This window comes from Streptomyces sp. B1866 (assembly GCF_031932565.1).
Classification (GTDB): domain Bacteria; phylum Actinomycetota; class Actinomycetes; order Streptomycetales; family Streptomycetaceae; genus Streptomyces.
The window spans coordinates 1-19,357 of sequence record NZ_JAVSCF010000115.1 but is presented as its reverse complement, the minus strand read 5'-3'; the positions used below and the strand labels follow the sequence as shown (position 1 = coordinate 19,357).

Here is a 19,357-nt window from a genome sequence, read left to right as displayed (position 1 = left end):
CGCCGCGTGTGCCGGGCACGCGCCGCGGCCGGCGCCGGTGCGCCCGGGCCACCTGGCGGCCTGCCACTTCCCCCGCGCCGCGGACGCCGGCTGACCGGCCGCCGCGCCGGCCCGGCCCGGCCTGATCCGGTCAGGCCGGGCCGGCGCGCCGGATGGTGGCCGCCATCGGCCCGTCGGGCCGCAGGTTGGCGCCGAAGACGGGTGCGGCGGGCGGCTGGTGGAAGCCGGGCACGTACCCGGGCAGCAGGGCGTCGAGCAGGGCCGTCATCTCGCGCAGCGCGAACTGCTGCCCGAGGCAGGCGCGGGCGCCGACGCCGAACGGGTGGTACGCGCCGTGCCGGGCCCCGCGCGCGCGGATGAAGCGGCGCGGGTCGAAGGCGTCCGGCTCCGGCCACCGGGCCGGGTCGCGGTGGACGAGGTAGGGGCACACCAGCACGCGGGTGCCGGCCTCGACGCGGTAGCCGCCGAGGGTGTCGGCGGCGGTGGTGTGGCGGGGCACGAGCCAGACGGCCGGGTACAGCCGCAGCGTCTCGCTGATCAGCGCCTGCACGGCCTGCCGGCGCCCGGGCGAGCCCGGTTCCCCGGCCGCCAGGGCCCACTCGCGCGCCTCGGGGTGCCGGTGCAGCAGCAGCCACAGCCAGGCCAGGGTGGTGGCGCTGGTCTCGTGCCCGGCGACCACGAGGGTCACCAGCTCGTCGCGGATGAGCCGGTCGGTGTACTCGGGGCGGGTGCGGGCGGCGTCGAGCAGCACGTCCAGGATGCCCTCGGGCTCCTGCCCGGCCCGGGCCGCCCGGTCGGCGCGGGCCGCGTCGATGACGCGGTGGGCGGTGGCGTCGATGGACGCCAGGGCCTCCTCGACCGCCTCCGGCTGGGTGACGGCCGGGCCGGTGGCCGGCAGTGCGGCGACGACGGTGCCGAGGGCGGCCAGGTCGGCGTGGGTGGCGTCGTCCAGGGGCCGGGCGGTCAGCAGCCGCCAGATGGTGTCCAGTGCGAAGAACCCCATGTCCTCGCCGACGTCCGTGCCGCGCCCGTCGTCGGCCCGGGCGGCCCAGCGGTGCGCGGCGCGGGCGGCGGCGTCCTCGATGTGCCGCTCGTAGCGGCGCACGCCCGCCGTGGTGAAGTGCGGTTGGAGCAGCCGCCGCTGCCCGCGCCACGCGTCGCCGGTGGCGGAGATCAGGCCTTCGCCGAGCAGCGCGCGGGCCCGGTGGGAGTGCTTGCCGTAGACCTCGGGGTGCCGCACCAGGACGTGCTCGACCTCGTCGGGGCCGGTGACGAGCACCATGAGCTGTCCGCCCACGCGCAGCGCGCTGACCGGCCCGAGGCACTGGGCGCGGGCCAGCAGCTCGGGCAGCGGTGCCCGCGCGTCCTCGCCGTCGGCGTCCAGGTCCAGGCACGGCGGCGGACCGCCGGGACCGGGCGGCGGCGCGGGGGCGTTGGGGAAGGCTGCGGTCACACGGGCTCCCAGGCGGACGGGCGGCGCCGGACACCGGAACGCGGCGGCGGCCGGGGGCTCCCGGTACACCGCGGCGCGGACGCCGGACCGTCTGAACTACTCCCCGCATCCTATGCGACACTTGCCGTATACACAGTTCCGGGGGTGCGGACGTGACGCAGGCAGGGGCGGCGACATGGGTGGGGAGTGGGTGGACTATGTGGACGTGGACGACCGTCCCGTCGGCCGGGGCCCGCGCGGGGGCGCCGCCGCCCGGGGCCTGTACTACCGCGTGGCCGCCACGGTGCTGACCGACGCGGCGGGGCGGGTGCTGGTCTACCGGCGCCCGGCCGCGGCGCCGGTGCTGCCGGGCCACTTCGACGTGCTGGTCGGCGGCTCGGTGCGGGCCGGGGAGAGCTACCTGGACGCCGCCGTCCGGGAGCTGTCCGAGGAGCTGGGGGTGGCCTGCGAGCCGCGGGAGGTGTGGCGCACCCGGGCCGGGTCGCCCGTGGGGCCGTGCTGGCTCGCCGTCCACCACGCCCGCTGCGACCGGGCCGGGCGGCCGGACCCGCGGGAGGTCGCCTGGCACGGCTTCGTGCCCGTGCGGCGTGTGCTGGACGGCGCGTTCCAGCCCTTCGACGACGTCGGCCGCCGGGCGCTGGCGCGGCTGGCCGGATGAGCGGCGGCCGTGGTGAAGGCGCCCGGCGCCGGTGAGGTCTCTGTCAGGTCCCGTGAGGTCCCCCCGTGAGGTGAGGTACGGATGATCACCGCCGCCCTGCTCCCCTCCCCCGCCCGCATATCCCCGGCCGGCGCGCGGCTGCCGCACTGCCGCGACCGGCTCGCCGGGCGCCTGGCGGCGTGCGTCGACGGCCGCGGCCTGGTGCCCGCGCCCTGCGGCAGCCGGGTGCTGGAGTCCGCGCTGCTGTTCGCGCTGCTGACCGAGCTGGCGCCCGGCGCGCGGGAGCGCGGCCGGCTCGCGGCCCACCTCACCCGCGCGCTGGAGGGGCCCGGTCTGGATCCGGTACAGACCGCGGCGGCCCGGGCGGTGCTCGGCCGGGCCGTGGCCGGGCAGGCGCACGCCGAGCGGGTGCTGTCCGGTTTCGACCACTTCACGGCCGGGCGCAAGCGGCTGATGTTCCTCACCGTGCTGGCCGAGCTGGGCGCGGCCCGCTACCCGGACGCCCCGCTGGAGGAGTTCGACGCGCGCGGGCAGCAGAGCTGGCTGGTCCTGGAGATGACGGCCCTGAAGGTCATGGCCGCCTACGGCACGGGCCGGCCGGAGGCGGTGACGGCGCGGGACTGGTCGGCGCTCGCGCCCGCGGCCCGGCCCGGCCCGGTGTGGGAGGGCAACTACCTGGCGCGGCTGCTGGGGCTGCTCGCGCTCGCCCGGCACCCCGGCCACCGCGCCGCCGCGGCCGAGGCCGCGGTGCGTACCGCCGGGGAGCTGCGGGCGGACGGCGGGCTGCCGTTCATCACCGGCATGGACGTCTTCGCCACCGCCACGGCGGGCCTCGCGCTGGCCGGCTGCCGGTACGCGGGCGCGCCGCTGGACGCCATGGCCGACGCGCTGGCCGCGGTGCAGCACGCGGACGGCGGCTTCGGGTTCACCCCGGGTGTGGGGCAGAGCGACGTGGACGACACCGCCTACTGCACCGAGTTCCTGCGGGCGGTCGCGGCCCGCCGCCACGCGCGGGCGGTCGAGGCGGCCGAGGACTACCTGGTGCGGCAGGCCAACACGGACGGCGGGTTCCCGACGTTCGCCCGGGGCACGCCCTCGGAGGTGGCGATGACGGCGGCCGCGGTGAACGCGCTGGCGCCCAGCGAGCGCCACCGCCGGGCGGCCGAGGCGGGCCTGCGCTTCCTCACCTCCCGGCGGCGGCCCGCGGGCATGCTCGAACGCAGCTGGAGCCGCAACGCCACCAACGCCGTCTTCCGCGTCACCCTCGCCTGCGACGCCGTGACCGCGGGCGCGCCCGACGACCTGCGGCGTGCCGCGGCCGCGGTCAAGGAGCGGGTCACCGGCTACCTGGCGCGCGCCCAGGCCCGGGACGGCGGCTGGGGCCACGCCCCCGGCGAGGACAGCGACCCGATCAGCACCGCCTACGCGGTCATCGCGCTGAGCCGGGTCCCGGCGCGGTCGGCGATGCTGCGCCGCGCCGTGGAGTACCTGGCCGAGCGGCAGCGGCCGGACGGCGGCTTCACCAGCCGCCCCGACCAGGCCGGGCCGAGGCCGCTGGTGTACGACGTACCGGTGCTCGCGGACGTCTGCGTGCTGATGGCGTTCGCGCACGCGCTGGGGCCGCGGGGCCGCTGACGTCGCGGCCGGGTGCCGGCGCCGGGGTCAGGCCTTGCGCGCGTACCCGAGGTAGGTGACCAGCGGGCGGCCGTCGGGGACCAGCACCATGTCGACGATGGGCGCGATCTCCTCGTCGGTGATCCGGCCGCTCCGCCGCGCGAGGACGGCCTTGACCAGCCGCAGCGGGTTCTTGGGCTTGAAGTCGCAGGTGTCCTCGTTGCGCAGGCCGGCGCGCTCCAGGGCCGCGGCCACCTCGGCCGGGGGGCGCAGCCGCGCGGCCGCGTACCGGCCGGGAGGCATGATGCGGGTGAACGGCAGGGACTGGAAGGCGCCGAGGTAGATCACCCGGGCCAGCGGCGAGCGGTTCACGGTGTCGTAGACCAGCAGGCCGCCGGGCCCCAGCACCCGGGACGCCTCCGCGGCCACCCGGTCGAGGTCCGCGGTGACCTCGAAGGTGTCGGCGACGTAGACGAGGTCGAACGCCTGGTCGTCCAGGCCCAGCCGGTCGGCGGGCGCGGTGTCGTACCGCACGGGCAGGCCCGCGCGCGCGGCCGACTCCCGCGCCATCCGCGTCGCGGTCCCGGACGGGTCGACGCCCGTCACGTCGTACCCCAGGCGGGCCAGGCCCTCGGCCAGCAGCCCGCGGCCGCTGCCGACGACCAGGGCGCTGCCGGACGGGGTGCGGCCCAGGCGTTCCAGCACGCCCGTCAGGTACTCCAGGCGCGTGCTCTGGAAGGTGACGGCCCGGATGTGCCGGCCGTCGACCGCTCCGGGCGTCGTGGAGTCCAGCTCGATCAGCGGTCCGCCGGCCATCGTCGCTCCCTCGCTCGCCCCGCTCGGAGGTGTCTGGCGTGCTTTCGGGCCAACGTAGCAGGCATGGGTTCCCTCAGGGAACTCGGGTAGCCTCCTGGGGTGACCCGCACCCCGCTCGCCGACGTCTCCTGCTCCATCGCGCGCGCGATGGACCTGTTCGCCGACGCCTGGACGGCGCTGATCATGCGTGACGTGCTGTCCGGGGTCGCCCGGTTCGACGACATCGCCCACGACCTGGGCATATCCCGGAAGGTCCTGTCGGCCCGGCTGGCTCGCCTGGTCCAGGAGGGCGTGCTGCGCCGCGAGCGGTACCAGGAGGCCCCGCCGCGCGACCACTACCTGGCCACCGACAAGGGCAGGGAGCTGTACCCGGTGCTGCTCGCGCTGATGAGCTGGGGCGACCGCTGGTACGCCGGCGCGGCCGGCCCCCCGGCCCGGATCCGGCACCTGGCCTGCGGCCAGGACACCGCCGCGGTGCCCGCCTGCGCGCACTGCGGCGAGGTCCTGACCGTGGACAACACCACGCAGCTCCCGGGCCCCGGCGGCCGGACCGGGCCCGGCACGCGCGTACTCGGCCCGCTGCTGGCGGCCCGGGAGCCGGAGGGCGGGCGCGCCTGAGCGCGCGGCCCCGGCGCCCGACCGAGACCGTGCCGGCGGAAACGGGCCGACGAAAACCGTGCCGACGAAAACGGGCCGGCGCCCCGGGGACGCGTGTCCCCGGGGCGCCGGCCGGCGGCGGTCCGGCGCCGTCAGCCGGCCGGTGCCTTCGGCGGCACCGCCGGGACCGGCAGCAGCAGGGCTCCGAAGGCGCCCGCGGGCACCGTGGGGCGTCGCGGCGGCACCGGGCTCAGGCGCACGTAGCCCTCGCCCTGGNACCGTGCCGACGAAAACGGGCCGGCGCCCCGGGGACGCGTGTCCCCGGGGCGCCGGCCGGCGGCGGTCCGGCGCCGTCAGCCGGCCGGTGCCTTCGGCGGCACCGCCGGGACCGGCAGCAGCAGGGCTCCGAAGGCGCCCGCGGGCACCGTGGGGCGTCGCGGCGGCACCGGGCTCAGGCGCACGTAGCCCTCGCCCTGGGCCGGGCGCGGGTCGGCCTCGCCCTTGTTGGGCCACAGCGACATGGCCCGCTCCGCCTGCGCCGTGATGGTCAGCGACGGGTTGACGCCGAGGTTCGCGGAGACCGCGGCGCCGTCGACGACCGAGACGCCCGGGTGGCCCCAGACCCGGTGGTACGGGTCGATCACGCCCTGCTCGGGGTCCTCCCCGATCGGGCAGCCGCCCAGGAAGTGGGCGGTGAGCGGGCGGTTGGTCAGCTCGCCGACGTTCGTACCCGCGAAGCCGTTGATCTCCTCCGCGAGGTGCCGGGCCGCCTCCCAGCCCTCGGGGATGTGCACCGGGTTGGGCGTGCCGTGCCCCTGCTCGGCGGTGAGCAGCCCCTTGCGCAGGCCCTTCTTCCTGACCGAGGTGATCAGGGAGTTGTCGTGGGTCTGCATCACCAGGCCGATGATGGTCCGCTCCGACCACCGGTAGGAGGAGATCGTGCGCAGCACCAGGAACGGGTGGCGCAGGATCTGGCCGAGGGCGCTGAGCCCCTTGGTCAGGCTGCTCCCCTGCCGGTACTGGGGCATGCAGATCATCGCCATGGCGTTGGACTTCTTGCCGTAGCGGACGTTCTCGATGTGCGTGGTGTCGTTGGGGTGGATCGAGGAGGTGATGGCCACGCCGCGCGTGAAGTCCAGCTCCGCGTTCCGGCCGTACTTCTTGCGGAAGCGGCGGGGCCAGGTCGTCACGCCCACCAGCGCCTCGGAGTTGGTGCGGGTGAGCCGGCCGAGCCGGTCGGACAGGCGGGGCAGCCCGCCGGAGTCCTTCATGCCGTGCAGCAGGGTCTGCGTGCCGTACGTGCCGGCCGCGACCACGACCCTGGCGCAGCGCAGCACCGTCCGCTTGCCGCGGCGGCGCTTGTTGGTGGGCACGGTGGTGACCTCGAAGCCGCCGCGCCCGTCCTCGCGGACGCCGGTGACGGTGGTCAGCGGGTGGATGACCGCACCGGCCTGCTCGGCGAGGTAGAGGTAGTTCTGCACCAGGGTGTTCTTGGCGCCGTGCCGGCAGCCGGTCATGCACTCGCCGCACTCGATGCAGGCCCTGCGGGCCGGGCCCGCGCCGCCGAAGTACGGATCGGGCACCTCGGCCCCGGCGGCGGCCTTGGCCGTGCCGTCCGCGTCCTGGCCGTCGCCGAAGAACACGCCGACCGGGGTCATGTGGAAGGTGTCCCCGACGCCCATCTTCTCGGCGGCGGCCTTGAGGTGGACGTCGGCGGGCGTGACGGTCGGGTTGAGCCGCACGCCCAGCATCCGCTTGGCCTGGTCGTAGTAGGGGGCCAGCTCGTCCTGCCAGTCGGTGATGTGCCCCCACTGGCGGTCCTCGAAGAAGGCCGGCGGCGGGACGTAGAGGGTGTTGGCGTAGTTCAGGGACCCGCCGCCCACTCCGGCGCCCGCCAGGATCATGACATCCTTCAGCAGGTGGATGCGCTGAATGCCGTACATCCCCAGGGACGGCGCCCACAGGTAGTCGCGCAGGTTCCACGAGTGCTTGGGCAGCGTGTCGGGGGTGAAGCGGCGGCCCGCCTCCAGCACCCCGACCCGGTAGCCCTTCTCGGTCAGGCGCAGCGCGGACACCGAGCCGCCGAAGCCGGATCCGATGACGATCACGTCGTAGTCGTCGTCGCGCTGGTCCGCGGAGCCGGCGGACCGGCCCTCGGACCCCTTGTTCACGTCGGTCATGCCAGGAGACCTCCTCCGTTAGCCGCGCCCACGGTCGTCGGATGCCTCACCGCTCGTACAGCGCTTCGATCTCGTCCGCGAACGCGGCGGTCACGGCGTGCCGCTTGATCTTCAGCGAGGGAGTGAGCAGCCCATTCTCCTCGGTGAACTCGCCCTCGACAATACGGAACTTGCGGATCGACTCGGCCCGGGAGACCGCCTGGTTGGCGTAGTCGACGGCCTTCTGGACCTCCGCGAGGAGCTCGGGGTCGTTCGTCAGCTCGGAGAACGGCGTGTTGCGCGGCCGCTTGCGCACCGACAGCCAGTGGTCCATGGCGTCGGCCTCCAGCGTGACCAGCGCGGCGATGTAGGAGCGGTTGTCGCCCACCACGATGCACTGGCCGATGGGGGTCTGGCTGGACAGCCGCTCCTCCAGCACGCCCGGCGAGACGTTCTTGCCGCCGGAGGTGACGAGGATGTCCTTCTTGCGCCCGGTGATCTTCAGGTAGCCCTCGTCGTCCAGGCTGCCGAGGTCGCCGGTGGCGAACCAGCCGTCGTCCAGGGCCCGGACCGTCGCCTCGGGGTTGTTCCAGTACGAGCTGAAGACCATGCCGCCCTTGATCAGCACCTCGCCGTCGTCGGCGATGCGCACCGCGGCGCCGGGCACGGGCTGGCCCACGGTGCCGGGGCGGGGCTGGAGCGGCGGGATGAGGGTGGCGGCGGCGGTGGTCTCGGTGAGGCCGTAGCCCTCGTAGATCACGACCTGGCAGGCGTAGAAGAACAGGTTGAGCTCGCGGCCCAGGGCCGAGCCGCCGCTGATCGCGTAGCCGAGCCGGCCGCCCAGCTCCTTGCGGACGCGCCGGTAGACCAGCAGGTTGTACAGGCCCCAGGCCAGCCACAGGCCCAGGCCCGGCCCGCGGCCGGTGCCCAGGAACTTGTCCAGGTGGGCCTGGCCGAACTTGACCGCGATGTTGTGCGCGCGGTCGAAGGAGGAGGCGCGGCCGATCTTCTCGGCGGTGGCCCGCCCGGTGGCGTGGATCTTCTCGAACAGGTACGGCACGCCGATGACGAAGGTGGGCTGGAAGCTCTTCAGCTCCGGCCGCAGCTCGTCCGGCTTGATGCTCGGGCAGTGGCCCAGCTCGATGCGCGCCATCAGGCAGGAGATCTGGATGGTGCGGCCCAGGATGTGCGCCAGCGGCAGGAACAGCAGGGTGGACGCCGTCTGGCCGGTGACCGCCTTGAACACCGGGTGCAGCAGCTCCACGGTGTTGGCCGACTCCTCGTAGAGGTTGCCGTGGGTGAGCACGCAGCCCTTGGGCCGGCCGGTGGTGCCCGAGGTGTAGCAGATGGTGGCAATGGTGTCCGGGCCGAGCCCGGCGCGGCGCTTGGTGACCTCCTCGTCGGACAGGTCGCGGCCCAGCGCGGTCAGCTCGGCGACCGCGCCGGAGTCGATCTGCCACACCCGCGGCGGCTCGGGCAGGGCCGCCGCGGCCGCCTTCGCGGTGTCCGCGTTGTCCGACGTCTCGACCACGAGGTAGCGGGCGCCGGAGTCGGCGAGGATCCACTCGACCTGCTCGGCGGACGACGTGGCGTAGATGGGCACGGTCTGACCGCCCGCCGCCCAGATCGCGAAGTCGAACAGCTGCCACTCGTAGCGGGTGCGGGACATCAGCGCCACCCGGCCGCCGGGCTGGAGCCCGGCGGCGATCAGCCCCTTCGCGACGGCCTGCACCTCGGCGGCGAACGCCGCCGCGGTGACCGGCCGCCACTGGCCCCCCTCCTTGCGCTTGAGGACGACGGCGTCCGGGTCCTCCTGCGCGTTCGTGAAGGGGATGTCGGCGACGCTGCCCGTCGCCGGCGGCGCGAGCGGCCGGGTGCGCGCCTCGCGCACGACGCCGTTCTCGCGGATCACCTCCACGGAGACACGATCGGCGAGATCGCTGTGCTCCTTGGCCTTTTTCATGTCTTTCAAAACGCCCATGTCGGCTCCTGTTCGCGGCTCGCGGGCGAGGTGGGGGGGCGGTCGTGCGTGGGGGGTGGTCAGGCGCTCAGCGTTCGAGGAGCGCGGTCACGCCGAGGCCGCCGGCGGCGCAGATGGAGATCAGGCCGCGCAGCGGGGTGCCCTTGGCGCCGCCGCTCGCGGCCCGCTCGTCCAGGAGCTTCGCCAGCGTCGCGACGATCCGCCCGCCGGTGGCCGCGAACGGGTGGCCGGTGGCCAGGGAGGAGCCGACCACGTTGAGCTTGCCGCGGTCCACGCTGCCCAGCGGTGCGTCCAGGCCCAGCCGGTCCTTGCAGAAGTCCGGGTCCTCCCACGCCGCGAGGGTGGCCAGCACCTGGGAGGCGAACGCCTCGTGGATCTCCACGAAGTCCAGGTCGTCGAAGGTGAGCCCGTGGGCGGCCAGCAGCCTGGGCACCGCGTACGTCGGCGCCATCAGCAGGCCGTCGGGGCCGCCCACGAAGTCCACGCCCGCGGTGCGGGCGTCGGTGAAGTAGGCGAGCACCGGCAGGTTGCGCTCGGCGGCCCACTCCTCGCTGGCCAGCAGCACGGTGGACGCGCCGTCGGTCAGCGGGGTGGAGTTGCCCGCGGTCATGGTGGCGCCCTCGCCCTTGCCGAACACCGGCTTCAGCTTGGCCAGCTTCTCCACGCTGCTGTCCGGGCGCAGGTTCTGGTCGCGCTTGAGGCCGCGGTAGGGGCTGATGAGGTCGTCCAGGAAGCCGCGCTCGTAGGCGGCGGCCAGGCGCTGGTGGCTGGTGGCCGCGAGCTGGTCCTGGGCCTCGCGGGCGACCTGCCACTGCAGGGCGGTCTGCGCGGCGTGCTCGCCCATGGACAGGCCGGTGCGCGGCTCGGCGTTGCGCGGGATGTCCGGGACCAGGTGCTTGGGCCGGATGGCGGTCAGCGCGCCGACCCGCTGGCCGACGGTCTTCTGCCGCCGGGCGTTCAGCAGCACCTTGCGCAGGGTGTCGTTGACGCCGAGCGGGGCGTCGCTGGCGGTGTCGACGCCGCCCGCGATGCCCGAGTCGATCTGGCCGAGCGCGATCTTGTTGGCGACGAGGATCACAGCCTCCAGGCCGGTCCCGCACGCCTGCTGGAGGTCGTAGGCGGGCGTGCGGTGGTCCAGGCCGCTGCCCAGCACGACCTCGCGGGCCAGGTTGAAGTCACGGCTGTGCTTGAGCACCGCGCCCGCGGCGAACTCGCCGAGCACCTGGCCGCCGAGGTCGAAGCGGTCGACCAGACCGGCCAGCGCGGCGGTCAGCATGTCCTGGTTCGAGGCGGTTGCATAGGGACCGTCCGACCTGGCGAACGGGATGCGATTGCCACCGATGATCGCGACGCGACGCCCGGTCGTTGCCATGAAGCCACTCCTTGTGATCCGGAACCACAGTACTTACTCTGACGTAAACTTACTCGCGCGTAAGGAGAAATCAATGGCTGACCGCTACCAAAAGCTGACCACCAGCGGGCCGGGTGCCTTCGTGGCCAAGCGTCTCGGGCTCCCGCAGCCGGAGCCGCTGGTGCGCTTCCGGCCCGGACGGCCGGTGGTTTCCGGCCGCGTGGTGCTCGGCGGCGCGGACGGCGGCCGGGTGGGCAAGACCCTGCGCGCGCTGCTCGACTCCATCGGCGCCGAGGTCGAGACCGACAGCGGCGCCGGCGCCGGCGAGACCGGCACCCGGCCCTCGGTCCTCGTCTTCGACGCTACCGGCATCACCGACAGCGGACAGCTGAGCGCGCTGTACGCGTTCTTCCACCCGCGCATCCGCTCGCTCGCCCCCAACGGCCGGGTCGTGGTCGTGGGCACCCCGCCGGAGCTGGTCAGCGACGTCAGCGAGGCCACCGCCCAGCGCGCGCTGGAGGGCTTCGTACGGTCGGTCGGCAAGGAGCTCAAGCGCGGCGCGACCGCGAACCTGCTGCTGGTGGCGCCGGGTGCGGAGAACGCGGTGGAGTCCGCGGTGCGCTTCGCGATCTCGCCGCGCTCGGCGTACGTCTCCGGCCAGGTGGTGCGGATCGCCGGCGCCAAGAAGGTGCCCGCCCCGGCCGACTGGGAGCGGCCGCTGGACGGCAAGGTGGCCGTGGTCACCGGCGCCTCGCGCGGCATCGGCGCCGTGGTCGCCGAGACGCTGGCCCGGGACGGGGCCCAGGTGGTCGTGCTGGACATCCCGGCCCAGGCCGAGGACCTGCGCCGGGTCGCCGGCCGCATCGACGGCACGGCGCTGGAGCTGGACATCACCGCGGCGGACGCCGCCGACCGGCTCGCCGAGCACCTCAAGGAGCACCACGGCGGCGTGGACGTGGTGGTGCACAACGCCGGCATCACCCGCGACAAGACCCTGGGCCGGATGGACGCCAAGCGCTGGGACTCCGTCCTTGCGGTGAATCTCACATCGGTCGAGCGGCTGACCGCCCGCCTGCTGGAGGGCTCCAGCCCGGTGCTGCGCGACGGCGGCCGGGTGATCGCCACCTCGTCCATCAGCGGTATCGCGGGCAACGTGGGCCAGACCAACTACGCGGCCAGCAAGGCCGGCCTGATCGGCTACGTGCAGAGCCTGGCCCCGGCGGCGTCCGGGCGCGGCATCACCGTCAACGCCATCGCCCCCGGCTTCATCGAGACCCAGATGACGGCGGCCGTGCCGCTGTTCATCCGGGAGGCCGGACGGCGGATGAACAGCATGAAGCAGGGCGGCCAGCCCGTCGACGTGGCCGAGGCGGTGGCCTTCTTCGCCTCCCCCGGCAGCGCGGGCGTCACCGGCCAGGTCCTGCGGGTGTGCGGCCAGTCCCTCCTGGGGGCCTGAGCACCATGGAGACGGAGGAAATCGGTTCCCCGCCCTCGATGGCGAGCCTGTACGTCCGGGCGCTGCTCCCCAAGGGCGGCAGCCGCAAGGACGTACCCCAGCGGCGGCTGGTGCTGCGGGACGTGCCGGCCGACCCGGGCAAGGTCCGGCGGTACGCCAAGGTCTGCGGCTTCCCCGACCGCGAGGTGCTGCCGGTCACCTTCCCGCACGTCGTGGCGTTCCCGCTGCACATGGAGCTGATGGCCCGGAAGGACTTCCCCTTCCCGCTGCTGGGTCTGGTGCACCTCACCAACCGGATCGAGCAGCTGCGGGCGATCGGCACCAAGGAGCGGCTGACCTACCAGGTGTGGAACCACCAGCCGGTGCCGCACCCCAAGGGCACCACGTTCCAGATCGAGGCGGTCGCGGACGAGGCGGGCACGCCGGTGTGGCGGTCGGTGAGCACCTACCTGGTGCGCGGGCGCGGCTCGGGCGAGTCCGCCCCTGAGGAGGCCCTCGACCTCGGCGCGGCCGGGCTCGACGAGCGGTGGAAGGTGCCCGGCTCCATCGGCCGGGACTACGGCGCGGTCTCGGGCGACCGCAACCCGATCCACATGCACCCGCTCACGGCGCGGCTGTTCGGGTTCCCCAAGGCCATCGCGCACGGCATGTGGACCAAGGCGCGCAGCCTGGCGGCGCTGGAGAGCGTCCTGCCGGAGGCGTACGCCGTGGAGATCGGCTTCCGCGCGCCGGTGCTGCTGCCCACCCAGGTGCGCTTCCGCGCCGCGGGCACGGCGGCCCACTGGGACTTCGAGCTGACCAGCGCGAGCTCCGGCCGCGAGCACCTGCGCGGGAAGGTGTCACCGGTGGAGTGACCCCGGCTGCGGGGGCTCCCAGAACTCCCCGGCGAGAACGTTGCGCATGCCGATCCACACCATGTTCATCAGGCGGTGGGCGGTGTGGTCGGGCGACTCGCCGGGGTGCCGCTCCATCCACTCGGTGAGGGAGTCGGCGGCGCCGACCAGGGCCTGGGCCACGAAGTCGGCGTCCTCCTCCTTGAGGCGTACAGGGCCGGTGCCCTCCGAGGCACCGGCCCTGACCAGTCCCGCCACCTCGGCCATCACGGCGCGCCGCGCCTGCGCCAGCTCCGCGGCGATGGCCTCGCTCAGCTCCGACGCCTGCCGGTAGAGCACCACCCAGCCGTCCCGGTGCTGCGAGACGAAGGTGAAGAACGCCGAGACGCCCGCCCACAGCCGCAGCTCGGGCGAGCCGGCCCCGCGGGCGGCGCTCTGGAACCCGGCGACCAGGCGTTCGGCCTCACGGCGCAGGCACGCGACGAACAGGCCCTCCTTGGAGTCGAGGTAGAGGTACACCATCGGCTTGGAGACGCCCGCCAGCTCGGCGATCTCATCCACCGACGCGGCGTGGTAGCCGCGCTTGGAGAAAACCTGCACCGCGACGTCGATGATCTGCTGCTCGCGGACCTTCCGGGGAAGCCGTCGTCTGCGTTTCTCCGTCACCCTTGTCAGCCTACCTACTCCGCCGTAATCTTACCGTGCAGTAAGTCTACTTTCCGGTCAAATAAGGACGAGCGATGGCCCACGGCATCGAGCAGGAACTGGCCGATCTCGACTTCGCGACCGTCTCGCCGCAGGAGTTCGCACAGATCGTCAAGAGGCTGTCCACCCGGCAGATCAACGAGCTGTCCGCCGACACCGAGCTGCGCGAACGCGTGATCACGGAGATCCGCGGACGGATCGAGAAGCAGTTCCGCCCCGACAAGGCCGGCGACCTCGACGCCGTGATCCGCTGGAACATCGGGAACGACGACAACCGGCGGGTCTTCGAGACCCACATCGCGAACGGCACGGTCACGGTCACCGAGGGCCGCTCCGACGCCCGCCCGCGCGTCACCCTCACGCTCGGCGACGCGGAGTTCCTCCAGCTCGTCTCCGGCAACGCCAGCCCGTTCACGCTGTTCATGACCCGCAAGCTGAAGGTGTTCGGCGACGTGGGCCTCGCCTCCGGGCTGACCAAGATCTTCGACATCCCCCGGGCCTGACCCGCGGCGCCCGGCATGCGGGCCGGACGCCGACTCCCCTGTACGGACGGTGAGCTTTCGGTAACCGGTCTTTATTCCGGATGACCCGGACCGGAAACAGGGAATGGCTGAAGTAGTCCTCACGAGCAGTCCCGGGACTCGTCCGAGAGTCCCGGCGGCCCGCCCCGGAGGTCGTCAGCCATGCCTCTCACCCCTGCCCGGGCAGCCCGGCCGCACGGCCGGCCCCGGCGCCGCCCCGCACCCCGCCCCCCGCGTACCGGCCCTCTCCCCCGCCTCGGCCGGGCCTCCCGGCACGCCGCCGGTCCCGCCACGGAGGAGCGGCGGTGACGGCGGACCTGGCGGGCGCCCACTACCCGGTGGCCGTCGTCGGCGGCGGGCAGGCGGGCCTGTCCATGAGCCACTGCCTCCAGCGGCGCGGCGTCGAGCACGTCGTCATCGAGGCGCACCGCGTCGGCCACGAGTGGCGCGAGCGGCGCTGGGACTCCTTCTGCCTGGTCACCCCCAACTGGCAGTGCCGGCTGCCCGGCTTCCCCTACCGCGGCCCCGACCCGCACGGCTTCATGGGCCGCGACGAGATCGTGCGGTACCTGGAGGACTACGCGGCCTCCTTCCGCCCGCCCCTGGTGGAGGGCGTGCGCGTCACCCGGCTGCGCCGCGCCGACGGCGGGGCCTTCCGCCTCACCACGACCGCGGGCGACCTGACCGCCGGGCAGGTCGTGGTGGCCACCGGCCCGTACCACACCCCGGCCGTGCCCCGGATCGCCGAGCGGCTGCCCGGCTCGCTGGTCCAGCTGCACTCCGCCCGGTACCGCAACCCCGACCAGCTGCCCGAGGGCGCGGTGCTCGTCGTCGGCAGCGGCCAGTCCGGCTGCCAGATCGCCGAGGACCTGCACCTCGCGGGCCGCCAGGTGCACCTGGCCGTGGGCAGCGCGCCGCGCGTGGCCCGCTTCTACCGCGGCCGCGACTGCGTGGCCTGGCTGGACGAGATGGGCCACTACGCCCGGCCCATCGACGCCCACCCCGACACCGACGCCGTACGGACCCGGGTCAACCACTACGTCACCGGCCGGGACGGCGGCCGCGACATCGACCTGCGGGCCTTCGCCCGGGACGGCATGCGGCTGTACGGCCACCTCACCGGCGTCGACGGCGGCAGCTGCGCGTTCGCCGACGACCTGGCCGCCTCCCTGGACCACGCCGACGCCGTCGCCGAGGGCATCAAGGACGCCATCGACGCGCACATCGCCGCGCGCGGCCTCGACGCGCCGTACGAGCCGCGCTACACGCCCGTATGGCGGCCGCCGGACGGGCAGCCGCGGACGCTGGACCTCGCCGCGGCCGGCGTCGGGTGCGTCGTCTGGGCCACCGGCTTCGCCCGCGACCACCGCTGGATCGAGGTGCCCGCCTTCGACGGCCGCGGCTACCCCATGCACTGGCGCGGCGCCACCAGCTGCCCCGGCCTGTACTTCCTCGGCCTGCCCTGGCAGTACCGCTGGGGGTCGGGCCGCTTCGAGGCGGTCGGCGACGACGCGGAGTTCCTGGCCGGGCACATCGACGCCGCGCGCCGGCTCGCCGACGTCTGCGGCACGCTGACCGGCGCTCCCCCCGTCCTCGCCGCCGCCCTGCCCGTCGGCTGACCGGCGCCGCCCGCCCGCGGACACCGGGCACCGCCCGCACACGAACGAGGAGGCACCGCGTGGTCTGCGACGCGCACCGGCACCTGGGCGTGCTGCCCGCCCACCCCTTCTACGGCGGCCCGCCCGTCAACCCCGACTCCACCGCCCGCGCCACCGTCAAGCGGCTGCTGGCCGACCTCGACGCCGAGGGCACCGAGCGCGCCCTGGTGCTGCCCAACTACGGGGTCCCCGACCCGGCCGTCGCGTTCTCCTTCAACGAGCTGGTCGTCGAGGCCGCACAGACCGACGACCGGGTCCGCGCCGGGCTGTGGGTCTCCCCGCGCCCGGAGGACGCCGACCGCACCGCCCGCGCCCTCGCGCTCGCCCGCGAGGACGGCGTACGGGCGCTGAAGCTGAGCTTCCTGCTCGGCGGCCGGGCCACCGACCCGGCCTGCCGCCCGCAGCTGGACCGGATCTTCGGCGAGGCCGCGCGCCTGGGCCTGACCGTGCACGTCCACACCTCGCCCGGCGCCGCCTCCGACATCGACGAGGTCGGCCACCTGGTCGACTGGTACGCCGACCGGGTGCCGGTGCACCTGGTGCACTTCGGCGGCGGCATGAGCGGGCACATCAAGCTCGCCGGCGGCCGGTTCTTCGACTGGATCGCGGCCGGCAAGCGCGTCTACACCGACCTGTCCTGGGCCATCGGCTTCGCGCCGTACTGGCTGGCCCGGGAGATCGAGCGCCGCGGCGCCGGCCACGACCGGGTGCTGTTCGCCAGCGACCAGCCGTGGGGCGACTTCGCCGGCGAGCACGCCCGGATGTCCGCCGCCGCCGGCGGCGGCGAACTCGGCGCGCGGGTGTTCCACGAGACCTTCGCCGCGCTCTACGACTGACCGCCCACGCCCCTCCCCCGCCCACGCCCCCGGTCCCCCGACCGCCGACACTCCCAGGGAGACACCATGAGCGACACCGCGGACGCCGCCACCCTCGACGAGACCATCGCGGAGCTGGCGCAGCGCAGCGCCGCCGAGATCCCGCACCCCTCGCTGCCCGAGGGGTCCACCATCTACGGCACCACCAAGGTCTTCCCCGACTACCGCGCGGAGAACGGCGAGAGCTACTTCACCCTCGTGCACGGCATCGCCCACGAGTCGTCCGTCAGCTTCGTGGCTGTCCTGCAGGCCACCCGCGCGCTGCGCAAGGGCTTCGAGGCCGCCGTCTACTTCTACGGCCCCGGCTCCCTCAACTGCCTGGCCACCCGCGGCTTCCCCACCACCGGCAACTCCGCCTTCCCCGGCGAGCACAACATCAACAACCAGCTCAGGACGTTCATCGCCGAGGGCGGCACGGTCTACTGCTGCCGCTTCGGCCTGTCCCTGCACGGCGCGCGCGAGGAGGACCTGATCGAGGGCGTCATCCCCACCCACCCGCTCGACGTGCAGGACGCGCTGATCCACTACGCCCGCAAGGGCGCCATCATCAACTCCACCTACCAGCTGTGAGGGGGCGCGCCGTGAGCGTGGGCACCAACCCCCAGAACGCCGACGCGGACGCGCGCGTGCGCGTCCGCGCCGAGCTGGCCGTGCACGGCGTGCGCACCCCCGCGCCGCTGCGCCGGCCGGACGGGGCGGGACCGAGCGACGACGGCCACTTCGTCCTGGGCGGGCCCGGCGGCGGCGCCGGCGCCGCCCTCCCCGTCAACCCCGCGAGCCCCTACGACGTCCGCGACGGCCGGGTGTGGCGGGGCGGGCAGGACACCGGGCTGACCCTCACGCCCGTACGGCGGCCGCGGTTCTACGACCTGGCCACCGCCGACGGTGTGCCGTACGAGCACATCGCCCGCCTGCACGGCGACGGCGTGCTGGCCACCACCGTCGTGCAGACCTGCGTCCGCTACGCCGAGGCGGACCGCTGCCGCTTCTGCACCGTCGAGGAGTCGCTGCGCGCGGGCGCGACGGTCGCCGCCAAGACCCCGGCGCAGCTTGCGGAGGTGGCCGAGGCCGCGGTCCGGCTCGACGGCGTCCGGCAGATGGTGATGACCACCGGCACCACCTCCGGGCCCGACCGCGGGGCCCGCGCGCTCGCCCGGTCCACGGCCGCCGTCCTGGCGGCCGTGCCCGGGCTGCCCGTGCAGGTGCAGTGCGAGCCGCCCGCCGGCCTCGGCTGGATCGGCGCGCTGCGGGCCGCCGGGGCCACCGCGATCGGCATCCACGTCGAGGCGCTGGACGACGCGGTGCGGCGGCGGTGGATGCCCGGCAAGTCCACCGTGCCGCTGGCCGCGTACGAGGCCGCCTGGGACGAGGCCGTGCGCGTCTTCGGCCGCAACCGGGTGTCGACCTACCTGCTGGTCGGCCTCGGCGAGGACCCCGACGAGCTGATCGCGGGCGCGGGCCGGCTCGTCGACCGCGGCGTCTACCCCTTCGTCGTCCCCTTCCGGCCCATGCGCGGCACGCTCGCCGCGCGCGACGGAGTGCCCGCCCCCGACCCGGAGCTGCTGCGGTACGTCACCGAGGCGGTGGCCGCGAAGCTGCGCGCCGCGGGCATGTCCGGCGCCGACCAGCGGGCGGGCTGCGCGGCGTGCGGCGCGTGCGGCGTGCTGCGCGCAGCGGGCGGGTGAGCGCGGTGCCGGGCCCGCGCGGGCCCCGCGCCGCGGGCCCGGCCGCCGCCCGGGACCCCGCCTCCCCGGGCGACCTGCTCGACCTGCGCGGCGACCACCCCCGCGGCGGCGCGGACGACATCCTGCTGCTGCTCGGCGACCGCGCCACCCTGGACCGGCAGCCGGCCTTCCGCGTCGAGCCGGCCGAGCATCCCGACGCGCTGCGCGCCTACCGGCGGCTGCGGCGGGAGGTGTTCGTGGGCGAGCAGCGGCTGTTCGACGGACACGACCTGGACGACCGCGACAGCGACCCGCGCACCGTGGTGCTGGTCGCCCGCGACCGGTCGGGCGAGGTGGTCGGCGGGGTGCGGCTCGGCCCGGTGGACGACGGGCCCGACCTCGGCTGGTGGGCCGGCGGCCGGCTGGCCGTCGCGCCCGCCGCCCGGCGCCTGGGGGGCCTGGGGCCCGCGCTGGTGCGGGCGGCCTGCGCCCGCGCGGAGGCGGCCGGGGTGCTGCGGTTCGAGGCGGTGGTGCAGGCGCGCGGCGAGCGGATGTTCCGCCGCCTGGGCTGGCTGCCGGTGCGGCCGGAGACGGTCGCCGGGCGGCCGCACGTGGCGATGCGCTGGCCCGTCGGCCGGATCGCCGCGCAGGCGGCGGCCGCCAAGGCGGCGCTCGGACCGCTGCTGGCCGGTCTCGCGCCGGGCGGCGCCGGGTTCGTCGGGGACGACGGCGCGCCGGTGCCCGGCAGCGACCTGGTGGCCGCCTGCGACGCCATCGTGCCGTCCATGGTCGAGCGCGACCCGGAGTGGGCCGGCTGGTGCTCGGTGCTGGTCAACGTCAACGACCTGTCCGCCATGGGCGCCACCCCGGTCGGGCTGCTCGACGCGCTCGGCGCGCGGGACGCCGCGCACGCCGCCCGGGTGCTGGCGGGCCTGCGGCGGGCGGCCGGCGCGTACGGCGCGCCGGTCCTCGGCGGGCACACCCAGCTCGGCGTCCCGGCCGCGCTGGCGGTCACC

The 19,357-nt window shown here is 75.0% G+C and carries 17 protein-coding genes; 11 read left to right on the top strand and 6 right to left on the bottom strand.

What is annotated here, in order from left to right; translation table 11 throughout:
- Nucleotides 1–130 precede the first annotated feature (130 nt).
- A complete protein-coding gene (locus tag RKE29_RS16615; protein ID WP_312006182.1) occupies nt 131–1,453 on the bottom strand; it encodes a cytochrome P450 in 1,323 nt (440 codons plus the stop codon).
- Nucleotides 1,454–1,628: 175 nt separating this feature from the next.
- On the opposite strand from RKE29_RS16615, the gene RKE29_RS16610 reads away from it, so the two are divergent.
- Together RKE29_RS16610 and RKE29_RS16605 are read left to right on the top strand one after the other, a co-directional pair.
- Nucleotides 1,629–2,111: an NUDIX domain-containing protein gene (locus RKE29_RS16610; protein ID WP_312006181.1), complete on the top strand. Its 483-nt coding sequence runs from the start codon at nt 1,629–1,631 to the stop codon at nt 2,109–2,111.
- A gap of 81 nt (nt 2,112–2,192) precedes the next feature.
- Complete coding sequence (locus tag RKE29_RS16605; protein WP_312006180.1) at nt 2,193–3,746, top strand: prenyltransferase/squalene oxidase repeat-containing protein; 1,554 nt, start codon at nt 2,193–2,195, stop codon at nt 3,744–3,746.
- A 27-nt stretch (nt 3,747–3,773) separates the two neighbouring features.
- Here the strand turns inward: RKE29_RS16605 and RKE29_RS16600 are convergent, their stop codons facing one another.
- Nucleotides 3,774–4,541, bottom strand: coding sequence for a methyltransferase domain-containing protein (locus RKE29_RS16600; RefSeq protein ID WP_312006179.1), 768 nt, complete (start codon nt 4,539–4,541; stop codon nt 3,774–3,776).
- A 99-nt stretch (nt 4,542–4,640) separates the two neighbouring features.
- On the opposite strand from RKE29_RS16600, the gene RKE29_RS16595 reads away from it, so the two are divergent.
- Nucleotides 4,641–5,159 carry a helix-turn-helix domain-containing protein gene (locus RKE29_RS16595; protein WP_312006178.1) on the top strand — a complete coding sequence of 173 codons (519 nt, stop codon included), beginning with the start codon at nt 4,641–4,643 and terminating at the stop codon, nt 5,157–5,159.
- Between the two features lie 332 nt (nt 5,160–5,491).
- On the opposite strand, the gene RKE29_RS16590 is transcribed toward RKE29_RS16595, so the two are convergent.
- The 3 genes from RKE29_RS16590 to RKE29_RS16580 form a co-directional block, all read right to left on the bottom strand.
- A complete protein-coding gene (locus RKE29_RS16590; protein WP_312006177.1) occupies nt 5,492–7,318 on the bottom strand; it encodes a GMC family oxidoreductase in 1,827 nt (608 codons plus the stop codon).
- A gap of 46 nt (nt 7,319–7,364) precedes the next feature.
- The gene (locus RKE29_RS16585; protein WP_312006176.1) at nt 7,365–9,278 is read right to left on the bottom strand and encodes an AMP-dependent synthetase/ligase; all 1,914 of its coding nucleotides are present in this window, start codon (nt 9,276–9,278) and stop codon (nt 7,365–7,367) included.
- 67 nt (nt 9,279–9,345) lie between these two features.
- Nucleotides 9,346–10,650: an acetyl-CoA C-acetyltransferase gene (locus RKE29_RS16580; protein WP_312006175.1), complete on the bottom strand. Its 1,305-nt coding sequence runs from the start codon at nt 10,648–10,650 to the stop codon at nt 9,346–9,348.
- Nucleotides 10,651–10,723: 73 nt separating this feature from the next.
- On the opposite strand from RKE29_RS16580, the gene RKE29_RS16575 reads away from it, so the two are divergent.
- The gene (locus RKE29_RS16575; protein ID WP_312006174.1) at nt 10,724–12,085 is read left to right on the top strand and encodes a 3-oxoacyl-ACP reductase; all 1,362 of its coding nucleotides are present in this window, start codon (nt 10,724–10,726) and stop codon (nt 12,083–12,085) included.
- 5 nt (nt 12,086–12,090) lie between these two features.
- Nucleotides 12,091–12,939, top strand: a complete 849-nt coding sequence (locus RKE29_RS16570; protein ID WP_312006173.1) for a MaoC/PaaZ C-terminal domain-containing protein — start codon at nt 12,091–12,093, stop codon at nt 12,937–12,939.
- On the opposite strand, the gene RKE29_RS16565 is transcribed toward RKE29_RS16570, so the two are convergent.
- Nucleotides 12,925–13,584, bottom strand: coding sequence for a TetR/AcrR family transcriptional regulator (locus tag RKE29_RS16565; RefSeq protein ID WP_312006172.1), 660 nt, complete (start codon nt 13,582–13,584; stop codon nt 12,925–12,927). The genes RKE29_RS16570 and RKE29_RS16565 overlap by 15 nt on opposite strands.
- 74 nt (nt 13,585–13,658) lie before the next feature.
- Here RKE29_RS16565 and RKE29_RS16560 point away from each other — a divergent pair, with 74 nt between their 5' ends.
- From RKE29_RS16560 to RKE29_RS16535, 6 genes are all read left to right on the top strand, one after another.
- Complete coding sequence (locus tag RKE29_RS16560; protein WP_312006171.1) at nt 13,659–14,126, top strand: SCP2 sterol-binding domain-containing protein; 468 nt, start codon at nt 13,659–13,661, stop codon at nt 14,124–14,126.
- Between the two features lie 323 nt (nt 14,127–14,449).
- Complete coding sequence (locus RKE29_RS16555; RefSeq protein WP_312006170.1) at nt 14,450–15,763, top strand: MSMEG_0569 family flavin-dependent oxidoreductase; 1,314 nt, start codon at nt 14,450–14,452, stop codon at nt 15,761–15,763.
- A 59-nt stretch (nt 15,764–15,822) separates the two neighbouring features.
- Entirely contained in the window at nt 15,823–16,638 is an 816-nt protein-coding gene (locus RKE29_RS16550; RefSeq protein WP_312006169.1) for an amidohydrolase family protein, read from the top strand.
- Between the two features lie 66 nt (nt 16,639–16,704).
- Nucleotides 16,705–17,247, top strand: a complete 543-nt coding sequence (locus RKE29_RS16545) for an MSMEG_0572/Sll0783 family nitrogen starvation response protein (protein WP_312006168.1) — start codon at nt 16,705–16,707, stop codon at nt 17,245–17,247.
- A gap of 11 nt (nt 17,248–17,258) precedes the next feature.
- Nucleotides 17,259–18,362, top strand: a complete 1,104-nt coding sequence (locus RKE29_RS16540) for an MSMEG_0568 family radical SAM protein (protein WP_312006167.1) — start codon at nt 17,259–17,261, stop codon at nt 18,360–18,362.
- A partial coding sequence (locus RKE29_RS16535) for an MSMEG_0567/Sll0786 family nitrogen starvation N-acetyltransferase (RefSeq protein ID WP_312006166.1) occupies nt 18,359–19,357 on the top strand: 999 nt, incomplete at its 3' end. The genes RKE29_RS16540 and RKE29_RS16535, both read left to right, overlap by 4 nt.

Excerpts from the sequence above, each read along its gene's own strand:
- RKE29_RS16610 (WP_312006181.1), top strand. The coding sequence starts at position 1,629 with ATGGGTGGGGAGTGGGTGGACTATGTGGACGTGGACGACCGTCCCGTC.
- RKE29_RS16605 (WP_312006180.1), top strand. The coding sequence starts at position 2,193 with ATGATCACCGCCGCCCTGCTCCCCTCCCCCGCCCGCATATCCCCGGCC.
- RKE29_RS16600 (WP_312006179.1), bottom strand. The coding sequence starts at position 4,541 with ATGGCCGGCGGACCGCTGATCGAGCTGGACTCCACGACGCCCGGAGCG.
- RKE29_RS16590 (WP_312006177.1), bottom strand. The coding sequence starts at position 7,318 with ATGACCGACGTGAACAAGGGGTCCGAGGGCCGGTCCGCCGGCTCCGCG.
- RKE29_RS16585 (WP_312006176.1), bottom strand. The coding sequence starts at position 9,278 with ATGGGCGTTTTGAAAGACATGAAAAAGGCCAAGGAGCACAGCGATCTC.
- RKE29_RS16580 (WP_312006175.1), bottom strand. The coding sequence starts at position 10,650 with ATGGCAACGACCGGGCGTCGCGTCGCGATCATCGGTGGCAATCGCATC.
- RKE29_RS16575 (WP_312006174.1), top strand. The coding sequence starts at position 10,724 with ATGGCTGACCGCTACCAAAAGCTGACCACCAGCGGGCCGGGTGCCTTC.
- RKE29_RS16570 (WP_312006173.1), top strand. The coding sequence starts at position 12,091 with ATGGAGACGGAGGAAATCGGTTCCCCGCCCTCGATGGCGAGCCTGTAC.
- RKE29_RS16560 (WP_312006171.1), top strand. The coding sequence starts at position 13,659 with ATGGCCCACGGCATCGAGCAGGAACTGGCCGATCTCGACTTCGCGACC.
- RKE29_RS16545 (WP_312006168.1), top strand. The coding sequence starts at position 16,705 with ATGAGCGACACCGCGGACGCCGCCACCCTCGACGAGACCATCGCGGAG.